This window comes from Pseudomonas sp. B21_DOA (assembly GCA_030544685.1).
GTDB classification, from domain to species: Bacteria; Pseudomonadota; Gammaproteobacteria; order Pseudomonadales; family Pseudomonadaceae; genus Aquipseudomonas; species Aquipseudomonas fluorescens_AO.
The window spans coordinates 5,095,261-5,109,104 of sequence record CP086683.1; the positions used below are offsets into that span (position 1 = coordinate 5,095,261).

11 protein-coding genes and 5 pseudogenes are annotated in these 13,844 nt (G+C 60.9%); 7 read left to right on the top strand and 9 right to left on the bottom strand.

Annotated elements, in window-relative coordinates; all coding sequences use genetic code 11:
- Positions 1 to 21 precede the first annotated feature (21 nt).
- Positions 22 to 978, bottom strand: a complete 957-nt coding sequence (locus LJU32_23515; GenBank protein ID WKV88379.1) for a putative 2-dehydropantoate 2-reductase — start codon at positions 976 to 978, stop codon at positions 22 to 24.
- Positions 975 to 1,361 carry a thioredoxin family protein gene (locus tag LJU32_23520; protein WKV88380.1) on the bottom strand — a complete coding sequence of 129 codons (387 nt, stop codon included), beginning with the start codon at positions 1,359 to 1,361 and terminating at the stop codon, positions 975 to 977. The genes LJU32_23515 and LJU32_23520 overlap by 4 nt, the downstream gene beginning before the upstream one ends.
- On the opposite strand from LJU32_23520, the pseudogene LJU32_23525 reads away from it, so the two are divergent.
- Both LJU32_23525 and LJU32_23530 read left to right on the top strand, forming a co-directional pair.
- Positions 1,360 to 1,802: pseudogene (locus tag LJU32_23525) on the top strand (PilZ domain-containing protein). The gene LJU32_23520 and the pseudogene LJU32_23525 overlap by 2 nt on opposite strands.
- Before the next feature lie 128 nt (positions 1,803 to 1,930).
- Positions 1,931 to 3,006: pseudogene (locus LJU32_23530) on the top strand (3-deoxy-7-phosphoheptulonate synthase).
- Between the two features lie 60 nt (positions 3,007 to 3,066).
- On the opposite strand, the gene LJU32_23535 reads toward LJU32_23530, so the two are convergent.
- Complete coding sequence (locus tag LJU32_23535; GenBank protein WKV88381.1) at positions 3,067 to 3,348, bottom strand: N-acetyltransferase; 282 nt, start codon at positions 3,346 to 3,348, stop codon at positions 3,067 to 3,069.
- A gap of 638 nt (positions 3,349 to 3,986) precedes the next feature.
- Between LJU32_23535 and oprI the strand changes: the two genes are divergently transcribed.
- The gene (gene oprI, locus LJU32_23540; protein WKV88382.1) at positions 3,987 to 4,238 is read left to right on the top strand and encodes an outer membrane lipoprotei OprI; all 252 of its coding nucleotides are present in this window, start codon (positions 3,987 to 3,989) and stop codon (positions 4,236 to 4,238) included.
- A 126-nt stretch (positions 4,239 to 4,364) separates the two neighbouring features.
- Here oprI and LJU32_23545 read toward each other — a convergent pair.
- From LJU32_23545 to LJU32_23555, 3 genes and pseudogenes are all read right to left on the bottom strand, one after another.
- Positions 4,365 to 5,335, bottom strand: a pseudogene (locus LJU32_23545) (L,D-transpeptidase family protein).
- A gap of 211 nt (positions 5,336 to 5,546) precedes the next feature.
- Complete coding sequence (locus tag LJU32_23550) at positions 5,547 to 5,840, bottom strand: hypothetical protein (protein WKV88383.1); 294 nt, start codon at positions 5,838 to 5,840, stop codon at positions 5,547 to 5,549.
- Between the two features lie 57 nt (positions 5,841 to 5,897).
- A complete protein-coding gene (locus tag LJU32_23555) occupies positions 5,898 to 6,503 on the bottom strand; it encodes an arylesterase (protein WKV88384.1) in 606 nt (201 codons plus the stop codon).
- A gap of 10 nt (positions 6,504 to 6,513) precedes the next feature.
- Between LJU32_23555 and LJU32_23560 the strand changes: the two genes are divergently transcribed.
- The 3 genes from LJU32_23560 to greB are packed head-to-tail and all read left to right on the top strand — an operon-like array spanning position 6,514 to position 10,233.
- Positions 6,514 to 7,197, top strand: coding sequence for an ABC transporter ATP-binding protein (locus LJU32_23560; protein ID WKV88385.1), 684 nt, complete (start codon positions 6,514 to 6,516; stop codon positions 7,195 to 7,197).
- Entirely contained in the window at positions 7,197 to 9,701 is a 2,505-nt protein-coding gene (locus tag LJU32_23565; protein ID WKV88386.1) for an ABC transporter permease, read from the top strand. Before LJU32_23560 ends, LJU32_23565 begins: the two co-directional genes overlap by 1 nt.
- 34 nt (positions 9,702 to 9,735) lie before the next feature.
- Positions 9,736 to 10,233: a transcription elongation factor GreB gene (gene greB / locus LJU32_23570; GenBank protein WKV88387.1), complete on the top strand. Its 498-nt coding sequence runs from the start codon at positions 9,736 to 9,738 to the stop codon at positions 10,231 to 10,233.
- 6 nt (positions 10,234 to 10,239) lie between these two features.
- Here greB and LJU32_23575 read toward each other — a convergent pair whose 3' ends face one another.
- From LJU32_23575 to LJU32_23585, 3 genes and pseudogenes are all read right to left on the bottom strand, one after another.
- Entirely contained in the window at positions 10,240 to 10,548 is a 309-nt protein-coding gene (locus LJU32_23575; GenBank protein ID WKV88388.1) for a class I SAM-dependent methyltransferase, read from the bottom strand.
- A gap of 247 nt (positions 10,549 to 10,795) precedes the next feature.
- Positions 10,796 to 11,229: pseudogene (locus tag LJU32_23580) on the bottom strand (DoxX family protein).
- A 113-nt stretch (positions 11,230 to 11,342) separates the two neighbouring features.
- Positions 11,343 to 12,763 (bottom strand): annotated as a pseudogene (locus LJU32_23585) (transglycosylase SLT domain-containing protein).
- 234 nt (positions 12,764 to 12,997) lie between these two features.
- On the opposite strand from LJU32_23585, the gene LJU32_23590 reads away from it, so the two are divergent.
- Positions 12,998 to 13,804 carry a TatD family hydrolase gene (locus LJU32_23590; protein ID WKV88389.1) on the top strand — a complete coding sequence of 269 codons (807 nt, stop codon included), beginning with the start codon at positions 12,998 to 13,000 and terminating at the stop codon, positions 13,802 to 13,804.
- Positions 13,805 to 13,844: the final 40 nt, after the last annotated feature.

Consider the following 13,844-nt stretch of genomic DNA (forward strand, 5'->3'; position numbering starts at 1 on the left):
GCCTTCCCCAGAACAACCGACTCAGGTATTGCGTCGGTCGATAAAACCCAAATGGCGATACAGCGCCTCGATGCGCGGCAACTCGCAGCCTGCCGCTTTAGCCGCCGCCAGTGGCCGGGCGTAGATCGCCTCCAGCTCCAGCGGGCGTTTGTGTGCAAAGTCGTGGTACATGCTCGGCCAGTAATCGGGCATTTTTTCCGTCATGGTGAACAGGTACTCGGCATAGCCGGGCGGGATCTCGTATCCACAGGCCCGGGCGCCCTGCACCACTTCCGCCATCAACGCCTGAATCGACAGGCGGCTGTCAGCATCAGCCATCAGCGCTTCGGTTCCCGCCCCGAGTAATACTGAGAGTCCGTTGTAGGGAATATTCCACACGAGCTTTTGCCAGCGCGCCTGATGAAGGTTGGCCATCGCTTGAGAGTCGATGCCGGCGGCACGGAACAGCCCGGCGCCCTCCTCGACGATCGCCATACGCGCTACTTCATCAATGGCCGAGCCGCTGTGATAACCGACATTCACCGCGCCAAGGGCCTGATGGGTGATCTGCCCCGGCCCTTGGCGGTGCACGCAAATCAGGCACAGACCACCGAGCAGATGCAGCGAATCCGGCAACAGTGGTCGCAGGCTGTCTTCGACATCCAGACCGTTCTGCAGCAACAGCACTTTTGCGTCAGGTTTGGCGGCCTGAATGATCGCCGGGGCCAGACCGGCATTACTGGTGGTCTTGGTGCCGACCAGCAGCCAGTCACAGGGCGGCATGTCTTCGGCAGCGGAATAGGCATTGGCCGGATTCAGCGTCAACGGCCCATGCACCGCACTGTTGATCTGCAAACCGCGCTCAGCCACTGCGGAAAATTCGCTGCGCAACAAGAAATGCACGTCGAAACCGGCACGCGCCAGCATCACCCCGTAAAACCCGCCGATCGCACCGGTGCCGATAATCCCCACCACCGGTTTGTTGACTGTCTCGCTCATGGCAACTCCTCTGCAATTCGACCCAGCGCCTGCGCTACTGCCTGGTTGAGTTGGTCAACCGTCAGACGAGTGTGCACTGCGCCAAAGAACTCGCCGTCGCGCACCACAAACAGCGCCGGCAAATGAAACACCTGATAACGCTCGACCAGCCCGCCATTGTTGCCGGCGTCGATCCAGCACAGCCGATTGATCGCCAGCGGCAATTCCGGCAACACCTCGCGGGCATAACGACAACTGGCGCAGCCGACGCTGGTGAAGATCACCAGAGAAACCCCGCGCATCGCCAGCAGCCGCTGGTCGGCGTCGAAGTCGGTCAGCTCGGATTCGACCACTATACTGGGTGAAACAATGTCAGATGGCCGACACAGGGAGTCTGTGCTCATGGGACGTTTCATTCCTCATCCGGACGAAGTGCCGGTTGAATTGACGTTACTCAAGCCTGAATGCATTTCCAGACAACAGCTGCACACTATCAGCCTCGGCGGCATCGCTTGCAATTACCACCGCGCCTGGCGCCACGGCACTGCGCTGCAAGTACGCATGCCGACGCTGAATGCCGACTTCTGTTGCCCGGGCTACGTGGCCTGGTGTCTGCGGCGTAAAAAGGCTATCTGGTGGGCATTGCCTTCACTGACGAACAGACCCTGTTCAGCGCGCGAATGGGTGAGCAGGTGTGTCAGATCGAACGCTATTCACGCATGCAGGACAGCCACGACGATCTGCAGGATAGTCAGGCGCTGGCCCTGCAGTGGGTCGAGGAGCACGCCGAAGAGTTCTCCCACGACAACCTGCGCAAGGCTTTTGCGCAGCCAGCGCTGGACTAAAGCACGGTTTGCCCATTGTCGAGCAGCGTCTGACGCGCTAAGGTTCGGCTCCCCGACGCGCTAAATCTGCTGTGCTCCGCCGCGCGGGGATCGCTGGCGGCCGGCACCCGTGACCTGACGAGTAAACGATGGCTGATTTACCGATCAACGACCTAAACGTCGCCTCTAACGAGACCCTGATCACTCCCGATCAGCTCAAGCGTGATATCCCCTGAGCGACGCCGCCCTGCGCACCGTCACCAAGGGCCGCGAAGTCATTCGCAACATTCTCGATGGCACCGACCACCGTCTGTTCGTCGTGATCGGCCCGTGCTCGATTCACGACATAAAGGCTGCCCACGAATACGCCGATCGCCTCAAGGTGCTCGCCGAGGAAGTCTCCGACACCCTGTATCTGGTCATGCGTGTGTATTTCGAGAAGCCGCGTACCACTGTCGGCTGGAAAGGTCTGATCAACGATCCGTACCTGGACGACTCGTTCAAGATCCAGGACGGTCTGCACATCGGTCGTCAGTTGCTGCTCGACCTGGCCGAGAAAGGCCTGCCGACCGCGACCGAAGCCCTCGATCCGATCTCCCCGCAGTATCTGCAGGATCTGATCAGCTGGTCGGCCATCGGCGCGCGTACCACCGAATCGCAGACTCACCGCGAAATGGCTTCCGGCCTGTCTTCGGCCGTCGGCTTCAAGAACGGCACCGACGGCGGCCTGACCGTGGCGATCAACGCCTTGCAGTCGGTGTCCAGCCCGCACCGTTTCCTCGGCATCAACCAGGAAGGTGGCGTGTCGATCGTCACCACCAAAGGCAACGCCTACGGTCACGTGGTGCTGCGTGGCGGTAACGGCAAGCCGAACTATGATTCGGTCAGCGTGGCCCTGTGCGAGCAGGCGCTGAACAAGGCGAAGATCAAGCCGAACATCATGGTCGATTGCAGCCACGCCAACTCCAACAAGGACCCGGCCCTGCAACCGCTGGTGATGGAGAACGTCGCCAACCAGATCCTCGAAGGCAACCAGTCGATCATCGGCCTGATGGTTGAAAGCCATTTGAACTGGGGCTGCCAGGCAATCCCGAAAGACCTCGCCGACCTGCAATACGGCGTGTCGATCACCGACGCCTGCATCGATTGGTCCGCTACCGAAAACACCTTGCGCAGCATGCACGCCAAGCTCAAGGACGTGCTGCCGAAACGTCAGCGCACCTAAGTTGCGTTTTGTGCGCATAAAAAAACGCCGGACATTGTCCGGCGTTTTTGTGTGTGCGGTTCAGATCTTCGCGGCGCGACGCTGATGGCGTTCCATATATCGCTCGACGTAGGAGCAAGACGGGATCACCGTGTAGCCCATTTCTTCGGCGTATTGCAGCGCGCGTTCAGTCAGCGCTGCGGCAATGCCACGGCCGCGCAGGGCATTGGGCACGAAGGTGCGGTAGATATCCAGGGTCTGCTTGCCCAGATCCATGTAGGTCAGGTAAGCACGATGACCGTCCACAGTGGTCTCGAATTGATGACCAGCCTGGTCATGGTGGATGGACAACGCCTCGCTCATCACTACTCCTCGCGGGTCTTGGATTGTGACCCCTACCTTACCGATGTTTTCCCGGCGAAGGAACATCTACGCCACCCCGTGCCTGATGGACACCGAGAAGAGCCACACCGATCTCGCGCAATCTGACACCTGCTGAATAGTAGGCACCATTGGCGAAAATGCTCAAGGTACGCTCGTCATCGGACGGTTTGCGTTCAAGGCTTCGATGCTCGCAGGTTCGGTCGCAAGACAATCTTTGCGTGCCGCTTGCCTGTACATTGCCGGGAATGTTGAGACTTAAGACGTGCAACCTTTTTTAAAGTCACCTGAACATCAACAAAGATACGCGAAGCGCTTCGCAGAACCTGAACAAAAGTGTGGACGAATTCATTTAGAAAGACTTTAGCCGAAGTGACAAAAACAGCATCCGAGCACGGGAACTTTTTCCGTTTGAGTCGCTCACGCCGGGGCTTGCAGCTGGATATTTTTTATACAGTGCAGTTAAAAGTTGCTCGAAAAAGAATCAACGCCTACAATTTTTTTGCTTCTTGCGCTACGTCAGTTTACTTACTACAAGTAATGGGTAGTATGTACGCCGGCTATTTCCTCAATCGTGAGGAGACAGCCACTTAATTTGAAAGTCCTTGAAGGGGAACACGATGAACAACGTTCTGAAATTCTCTGCTCTGGCTCTGGCCGCAGTTCTGGCTACCGGTTGCAGCAGCGCATCGAAAGAAACCGAAGCACGTCTGACCGCTACTGAAGACGCAGCTGCTCGCTCCCAGGCTCGTGCAGACGAAGCTTACCGTAAAGCTGATGAAGCTCTGGCTGCTGCTCAAAAAGCACAACAGACTGCTGACGAAGCTAACGAGCGTGCTCTGCGCATGCTGGAAAAAGCTAGCCGCAAGTAATAATCCCTCGGGATTGTTATCGAGCCGATCCGGTTTTCCGGGTCGGCTTTTTTGTGCCCGACTCTTTTCTCCGGGCAATAAAAAACCCGCCGACGCTGCTCGCATCGGCGGGTTTCCTGTCAGCGCTTATTGCTGCAGATCGATCGGCGCACTGCTGACCATCGGCGCCGAAGCATTCGGCACGGCGATCTCTACCGGCAGGCCGTCTTCGGCCGCGACCACATCACGCACCACATCCCAGTTCATGCGCAGGTTGCTGGTGATGTCTTCACGCTTGAGCATCGCGTTGATCACCGCCGTGTGCTTGTCGACCACCGACGGGTTGCCCTTGTCGTCGAGCGGCGTGTGCGCTTCCAGATAGACCTTGCCGCCGCTGCGACCGAACTTGTACGGGTCGTTGATGATGCGCACCGAGGTGCCCACCGGGACCATGCCGGCCATTTCCAGCACGTTGTTGTTGAACATGCGGAAGCAGCCATGGCTGGTGCGCATGCCGATGCCGAACTTCTTGTTCGAACCGTGGATCAGGTAGCCCGGTGTGCCGAGGGTGAACTTGAACGGGCCCAGCGGGTTATCAGGACCGGCCGGCACCACATTCGGCAGCGGATCACCGTCAGCGGCGTGTTCGGCCTTGATCGAGGCCGGAGGCGTCCAGGTCGGGTTCGGTGTCTTGGCGATGATCGAAGTGTGCGCGATCGGCGAACCCCAACCTTCACGGCCGATGCCCAACGGGAAGGTGTACACCACGTCGCGTCCTTTCGGATAGTAATAGAGACGGTATTCGGCGAGGTTGATGACGATGCCTTCACGCGGGCCCGGCGGTAGGATGAAGCGCGTCGGCAGAACGATCTCGGTACCGGCGCCCGGCAGCCAGGCATCGATGCCCGGGTTGGCCGCAACCATTTCCGAATAACCCAGATCGTAGGTGGTGCCCAGGTCGGCGAAGGTGTCTTCGTACTTGGCTTTGATCACCTGCACCTGGCCGACGATGTCCTCGCCGGGTGGTGGCAGGGAAGCTCCAATGCAGCAAGGGGACCGGCCACACACAGGGCGGCAAGTGACAGGCAGCGGGTGACGGCAGGAAAGCGCGGCAACATCCGGAAAATCCTTCGCATGATCATCAAGGGTATAAGGGCGCGATTGTACACCGCGGCTTGGGGATTCGGGAGGCCACGCAGTTGCAGGCGACAGAGTGCTTTCAAGGTGGGAGCGAGCCTGCTCGCGAAAGCAGTGTGTCAGCGACCATAAATGTCGATTGATGAAACCCCTTCGCGAGCAGGCTCGCTCCCACACTTTGATCTTGAGCGCTCAGAGCTCGAATCGCAGCTCGGGCCAGATCGGCGACGTACCGCGCTTCTGCGATTCGAGAATCGCCCGGCACAGCGAGCACAGGCGCTGATCCTGAAACACCCGCCGATCGACATTCGACCAGCGCGGTTGCGCCGGCAGCAGACTGCCGCAGAGCGTGCGGTCAGCCGAGCCACCGAGTTCCAACTGACGCGTCACCAGATGCACCCGCACTTCCTGGCAGGCGAACAGGTCCAGCTGCTCGTCAGGCTCGATCAGTTGGTAGGCAAACAGGGACCAGGCAGGACGCGGCATTGGGGGCTCCAAATTAGGGGGCGCCACATTAGCCGAAAGCCTGCCACTAGAAAAGCCTCATAACAGCGGTTTTAGCGTCGGCCAGACATTTTCCAGCAACTTGCCCTGAGCCCCGGCAGCCGGGTGCAGACCATCCGCCTGCATCAGGTCCGGATGGCCGCCGACGCCTTCGAGAAAAAACGGCACCAGCGGGATGTTTTTCTCGTCGGCAAGCTTGCCGTAAACCTCGGCGAACGAATCGGTGTAGCGCTTGCCATAATTGGGTGGCAACTGCATGCCGAGCAGCAGCACTTTCGCGCCGCTCTGCCGCGAGCTGTCGATCATCGAGGCAAGATTTTGTTGCAATTGCGTTGGCGGCATCCCGCGCAGGCCGTCATTGCCACCCAGCTCGAGGATCACCAACTCCGGCTTATGCTCTGCAAGCAGCGCCGGCAGCCGCGCCTGGCCTCCGGCGCTGGTGTCGCCACTGATCGAGGCGTTGACCACTTTATCGTCGAAACCCTCCTGTTTGAGCCGCTGCTCGAGCAGCGACACCCACCCCAGACGGGTATCCAGGCCGAAACCGGCGCTGATACTATCGCCAACGATCAGGACAGTACCCGCCGCTGCGTTCTGGGCCATGCACATCAAGGCCAGGCCAGCACTCAAAAACCATACACGCATCGGATTCTCCATGGGCGCAAGCATTCTCACCGCGAAGAACCTCAGCAAAGTGGTCCCTAGCGCGGAAGGTGAACTGACTATCCTGCACGAACTCAGCCTGGAACTGAACAAGGGCGACAGCCTGGCCATCGTCGGCGCGTCCGGTTCCGGCAAATCCACCCTCCTCGGCCTGCTCGCCGGCCTCGACCTGCCCAGCAGCGGCGAAGTCACCCTCGCCGGCCAGGGCCTGAGCAATCTCGACGAAGACCAGCGCGCACGAATCCGCGCCGAGCACGTCGGGTTTGTCTTCCAGTCGTTCCAGTTGCTCGACAGCCTCAATGCGCTGGAAAACGTCATGCTGCCGCTTGAACTCGACGGCCGCAAAGATGCCCGCGAGCGCGCCACGCAATTGCTCCAGCGCGTCGGTCTCGGCCAGCGCCTGACCCACTCGCCGCGCCAGCTCTCCGGCGGTGAACAGCAACGTGTCGCCATCGCCCGCGCCTTCGCCGCCGAACCGGATGTGCTGTTCGCCGACGAGCCGACCGGCAACCTCGACAGCCACACTGGCGAGCGCATCAGCGACTTGCTGTTCGAATTGAACAAGGAACGCGGCACCACCCTGGTGCTGGTGACCCACGACGAACGCCTGGCTCATCGCTGCCGGCGCCTGATCCGTCTTGAAGCCGGGCTGCTGGTCGCCCCTCTGGAGCCTTGATGGCACGTCTGCCGCTGTTGCGTCTGTTCAGCCTTGCCCTGCGCCAGCTCATGCGCGATGCCCGCGCCGGTGAGCTGCGCGTGTTGTTCTTTGCGTTAGTGGTGGCCGTCGCGGCGAGCACCGCGATCGGCTACTTCGGCGCCCGTCTCAACGGCGCGATGATGCTGCGCGCTACCGAGTTTCTTGGCGCTGATCTGGTGCTGGAAGGCAGCTCGCCGGCCCGCGAGGAGCAAATCCGCAGCGGCACCGAACTGCGCCTGAATCATGCGCAAGTGGTGGAGTTTTCCAGCGTCATTGCCACTGACAACGGCATTCAGTTATCCAGCATCAAAGCCGTCGACCGTGCCTATCCGCTACGTGGGGAGCTGAAAAGCGCGCCCGCACCCTTTGCCCAGGAAGAAGTCGGCGGCGAACCGCAACCCGGTGAAGCCTGGGTCGAGGCGCGTCTGTTGACCGCGCTGGATCTGAAGATCGGCGACAGCATCGATGTCGGCATGAAGACCTTGAAGCTGACCCGCGTGCTGACCTACGAGCCGGATCGCGCCGGCAACTTCTACAGCCTGACGCCACGGGTGCTGATCAACCTAGAAGACCTCGCCGCCACCGGCGTGGTGCAACCGGGCAGCCGGGTGAGTTATCGCGAACTGTGGCGCGGCGAACCGCAGGCGCTGGAGACCTATCGCGAGTTGATCAAACCGGGGCTGGCTGCGAACCAGAGAATTCAGGATGCCCGTGACGGTAACCGGCAAATTGGCGGTGCGCTGGGCAAGGCTGAGCGCTATCTGAACATGGCCAGCCTGGTTGCGGTGTTGCTGGCTGGTGTAGCAGTGGCGTTATCGGCGAACCGTTTCGCCAGCCGGCGTTTCGATGCCAGTGCCTTGCTGCGCTGCCTCGGCTTGTCGCGCCGGGAAACCATGGTGCTGTTCAGCCTGCAACTGACTGTGCTTGGACTGGTCGCGGCGGTCAGCGGCGCCCTGCTCGGCTGGCTGGCGCAACTGGGGCTGTTCGCCCTGCTGCATGATTTGTTGCCGAATGATGTGCCACCGGGCGGCCTGTTTCCGGCGATAGCCGGAATTGGCACCGGGCTGGTGGCGCTGGCCGGTTTTGCCTTGCCGCCATTGGCTGCACTGGGTCGCGTGCCACCGCTGCGGGTGTTGCGCCGCGACATGCTGCCGATCCCCTCGAGTACATGGATGGTCTACGGCGCGGCGCTGGGTGCGCTGGGCCTGATCATGTGGCGCCTGAGTCTCGACCTGTTATTGACCTTCGCGCTGCTCGGCGGTGGCGTGGTCGCCGCGCTGGTGCTGGGTGGCCTGCTGTTGTTGCTGCTACAAAGCCTGCGCCGCATGCTCGCCCGCGCCTCGTTGCCCTGGCGTCTGGGCCTTGGCCAGTTGTTGCGCCATCCATTGGCGGCGGCCGGGCAGTCGCTGGCGTTCGGTCTGATCCTGTTGTCGATGGCGCTGATCGCGCTGCTGCGCGGCGAACTGCTCGACACCTGGCAGAACCAGCTACCGAAAAACGCGCCGAACTACTTCGCGCTGAATATCCTGCCAGCGGACAAACAGGCTTTCGCCGATCACCTGATCAAGGTGTCCGCGCAAGCGGCGCCGTTGTATCCGGTGGTGCCAGGGCGACTGATCAGCATCAATGGCGAGCCGGTGCAGCAAATCGTCAGCAAGGACTCGGCCGGTGACCGCGCCATCCAGCGCGACCTGAGCCTGACGTGGGCGGCGGATCTGCCGGCCGGCAACAAGCTCACCGCCGGCTCATGGTGGAGCGGCCAGCCGTCCGACGACGTGCCGGAGGTTTCGGTGGAAGGCAAGGTTGCCGAAAGCCTGAAACTCAAACTCGGCGATCACATGGTGTTCAGTGTCGGCGGGGTCAATCGGGAAGCGAAGGTCACCAGCCTGCGCGAGATCAACTGGGACAATTTCCAGCCGAACTTCTTCATGATCTTCCAGCCTGGCACCCTGAAGGATCTGCCGGCGACCTACCTGACCAGTTTCTATCTGGCGCCGGGGCACGATCAGCAGATCGTCGAGCTGTCGCGGACCTTCCCGGCGGTGACCATCCTGCAGGTCGAAGCGTTGCTCGAACAACTGCGCAGCATCCTCGCTCAGGTCACCCTGGCGGTGGAATATGTGCTGTTGTTTGTTCTGGCTGCGGGGATGGCGGTGCTGTTCTCCGGTCTGCAAGCGACGCTGGATGAACGCATCCGCCAGGGTGCGCTGTTGCGCGCGCTGGGCGCCGAGCGGCAGTTGCTGATCAAGGCGCGGCGTATCGAGTTCGGTTTGTTGGGTGCGGTCAGCGGTCTGCTCGCGGCGATCGGTTCGGAGGTGGTCAGTCTGGTGCTGTACCGCTTCGCTTTTGATCTGCCATGGCATCCGCATCCATGGCTGCTGGTGCTACCGGTGATTGGCGCCGCGCTGATCGGTGGTGCCGGCGTGTTCGGCACCCGTCGGGCGTTGAACGCCAGCCCGCTGACAGTGTTGCGCGAGGGTTGATAGACTCACGCGGTCTTAATCACAAGAAGTCGCCATGAGCCGTTATCGCCCTCCCCGCACCGCCGGCACCGCGCTGATCACCCCTGAAGGTGAAGCGCGGATGCGCGCCGAATTCCATGAGTTGTGGCATGTGCGTCGCCCGCAGGTCACGCAGGCGGTGAGTGAAGCGGCCGCGCAGGGCGATCGCTCGGAAAACGCCGAGTACACCTACGGCAAGAAGATGCTGCGCGAAATCGACAGCCGTGTGCGCTTTCTCACCAAACGCCTGGAAGCGCTCAAGGTGGTCAGCGAAAAACCCAGCGATCCGAACAAGGTCTATTTCGGCGCCTGGGTGACCATCGAAGACGAAGACGGCAAGCAATCGCGCTACCGCATCGTCGGCCCCGATGAACTGGACCTTAAACAGGGTTTGATCAGCATCGACTCGCCGCTGGCCCGCGCGCTGATCGGCAAGGCACTCGACGCGGAAGTGCGGGTGCAGACGCCGACCGGCGAGCAGTTCGTTTACATCGTTGCGATTGAATACCCGTAAGACTGATCAGCGCCGAGTGATCAGGCCCTGCCGCGCTACGCGGGTCAGTTGCTTGATCATTTCCGGCGCATCTTCTGCGCTCGGCGCCTGAATCACCGCCAGATCGAAGCTGTCCGTAGCGAAACGCGCCAGCGACTCGCCATCATCGACAAACTGGATCAGGAACGCGGCAGGGCCGCCGCTGCGACGTGGCCAGCCATCGAGATAACGCAACAGCGTCGGCTGGTGTTTGCCGCCAAGAAGGATTTTCGGGTTGCGCTGGGTGACATGTGCCGTGATCGGCGCGGGACGTGCTGGAGGGCGTAGTGCGTTCATCGTGTCGTGTCTCTGCCTCAAAAGTCTGCATGGCAGGTGAGAGGCAACACCGAACCAGCGCTTTAGCGGTATTTCGAAGCCCTGTTCCGGCTTCTGACGGTAACTGTAGAAGTCACCTGGCGCCCCGCAAGTAGCTGTTTAAATCGGCGCATGGGCAACATCCTAGAGAACGTGACCGACCAGTGTCAAGAATCCCCACAACAAAAAAGGCCCGCGCAATGCGGGCCTTTGCCTTGAGTTAGAGCGCTCAACCGGCGATGGCGCGATCCGCTGAGAGCTTGCCGGCACCTTCGATCAGTACCGCGATGCTACCGGCCAGCAGAGCCAGGGCGAACTCATAACCGTTGTTGGCCATGAACAGACCGTTGCCGATGTGCACCGAGAAGATCGCCACCAGCGAGAGGAACGCCAGACCGAGTGCCGCCGGGCGCACCAGCAGGCCGATGATCAGCGCCAGACCGGCGAAGAACTCGGTACCGCCAGCCAGCGAGGCCATCAAATAGCCCGGGTCAGGCCGATGCTTTCCATCCATTGCGCGGTGCCGGCCAGGCCGTAACCACCGAACAGACCAAAGAGTTTCTGCGAACCGTGGGCGGCGAAGATCACGCCGACAGCAATGCGCAGGACAGTCAGGCCGTAACCGGCGCGGGTGAACAGAACCTTGTTGATCAGAGAGCTCATGGTGCATTCCTTGTTGTGCAGAAGTGTTTGTGTGTTTGGGTTGGTCGCTATATTAATCAGTTTATTTCATGTTTAAAGCGCAAAAAATTCGCCATAACAATCGAATTATTAGATTATTTCCGTGTAACCACTTTCTGCTGCCGGGGCTCGAGCGACTCACGCTCCCGGTCAAATGCCAGGTAATACTTGTTCACGCTATTAACATAGCTGACGGCGCCCATCCCCACCTGCTCCATGGCGATGCGCTCGACCTGGAAGAACCACTGGTTGGGATTGAGGCCGCGGCGGCGGGCTTCGGCGCGCATGCCCTGCACGCGCTCGGGGCCGATGTTGTACGCGGCGAGGGTGAAGGCCATGCGCTCACGCTCGTTGAGTTTCGGGCTGCTGAAGAACTTGCGGCGGATCATCGCCAGGTACTTGGCGCCGGCCTGTACATTCGCATCGAGATTCTGGATATTGCTCACGCCGACCCGCTGCGCGGCGGACGGGGTGATCTGCATCAGCCCGGTCGGGCCGCTGCCGCTGCGAGCGTTGGGCTGCAGACGCGATTCCTTGAACGCCAGCGCCGCCAGATTAAGCCAGTCCATGTTCTGCGCATCGGCGTGCTTCTGCAGGGTCGGACGGAGTTTTTCCAGGCGCTGGCGATCGGCTTTGGCCAGCGGATTGTGCACCTGATACAAGCGTCGATAGATGCGCAGAAACGCGGCGTCTTCATCCGACGGTTTCTTGTAACCGGTGAGAAAGCGATCGATGCTCGCGCGCAACATTGAAGCGTCGCGGCGCACAAACCAGTGCTCCTCGCCCGGCTCGCCGAGGCTCAGTTGCCGGTCGAGGCGCAGCTTCGGCAGGATCTTGCCCCAGCGCTCGGCAATCGGTTGTTCGACAATGGTCAGGTGGAAAATCCCGCCCTGGACCATTTCCAGCACGTCCTCCACGGCCAAGGTTGGATCGACCCATTCGATATTGATCGGCGCCAGTTTGTGCAGCGCCAGTTTCTGGTTGAGCTGACTGACCACCTCCCCGCTGCACTGCCGGTGGGCAGCGCCAGGGTTTTGCCGGACAGTTGCTCGACCTTGGTGTAACGGCGCTGGCCTTTGATGCCGACCAGCACCAGCGGTACGTTGCTGGCAATCGGCTCACTGCTGGCGACCGCATAGCCCGAGGGCAGATCGAGCAATTCACCGGGCGCGACCATATCGCCTTCGCCGCGCTGCAAGGCGCCGAGCAATTGATCCTTGGCTTTGGGAATGATCTTGAGGGTGACTTCCTGGCCGTCACGAGCATGGCCATTAAGGTATTGCTCGAAAGCGCGCAGTCGGTGGTACTCGACACCGATGGCCTGACCCTGGACTTCGCCGGAGCTGTTGCGGCTCTGATTGACCAACACCCGCAACACGCGGCTGCTGCGAATATCGGAGAGATCGCGAACCTTGCTCGCCGGCACGGCTTGCAGCGGCCCGGGCAGGCGCGCGACCGCCGTCATCGGCAGCAGCAACGCAGCACACAACAGCAGCAGAACCGAGGGACGATGCATCCACTCTCCGAAAAGAATACGGGGCGATTCGTCGCAAAAGAGACGGCATCACCGACGAAAACAGAGCGCTTTGAGCGCTGATAAAGTGCGAGAGACTGGCACAGTGATGGCATTGCCGCCACCCCGGAGTCCTTCGCGGCCTCAACAGACAGCCATAAGTCGTTGTAGTTCTTGGCTTTTCTTATAAATCTACAGCTCTGATATGCTTTCCGGCCTTCGGCCCGAGGTAGCACCATGCAACTCATCGATATCGGCGTCAACCTGACCAACCCCAGTTTCGCCGACAAACACCAGGCCGTGCTCGACCGCGCCTACGCCGCCGGCGTCTGCCAACTGGTGCTGACCGGCACCAGCGTCGATGGCAGCGAGCAGGCGCTGGAACTGTGCCAGCAACTGGATGAAAGTGGCCAACGGCTGTTCGCCACCGCCGGTATCCACCCGCATTCGGCCAGCGACTGGAACGTTGACAGTGCTCGTCGCCTGCGCAGTCTGTTGAACGAATCCAGCGTCGTCGCGGTAGGTGAATGCGGGCTGGATTTCAACCGCGACTTCTCCCCGCGCCCGCAGCAGGAAAAGGTTCTCGAAGAACATCTGGCGCTGGCCGTCGACCTGCAATTGCCGGTGTTTCTGCACGAGCGCGATGCCAGCCAGCGCCTGCTGGAGATCCTCAAGGACTTCCGCGATCAACTGCCGGCGGCGGTGGTGCACTGCTTCACTGGCGAGCAGAAAGCCCTGTTCAGCTACCTCGATCTGGATCTGCACATCGGCATTACCGGCTGGATCTGCGATGAGCGCCGAGGCACGCATCTGCATCCGCTGGTGAAAGAGATCAAGCCGGGACGGCTGATGCTGGAAAGCGACGCACCGTATCTGCTCCCGCGCACGTTGCGGCCGAAGCCGAAAAACGGCCGTAACGAGCCGGCGTATCTAACCGAAGTGCTGCGAGAGGTGGCGTTGCACCGTGGCGAGACCGAGGAAGCGCTGGCCGCGCATAGCACCGCGTGTGCCCGGGCGTTCTTTAAACTCCCCATTCTCCCCTGACTGCACACGTCCCCTGTGGGAGCGAGCCTGCTCGCGAAGG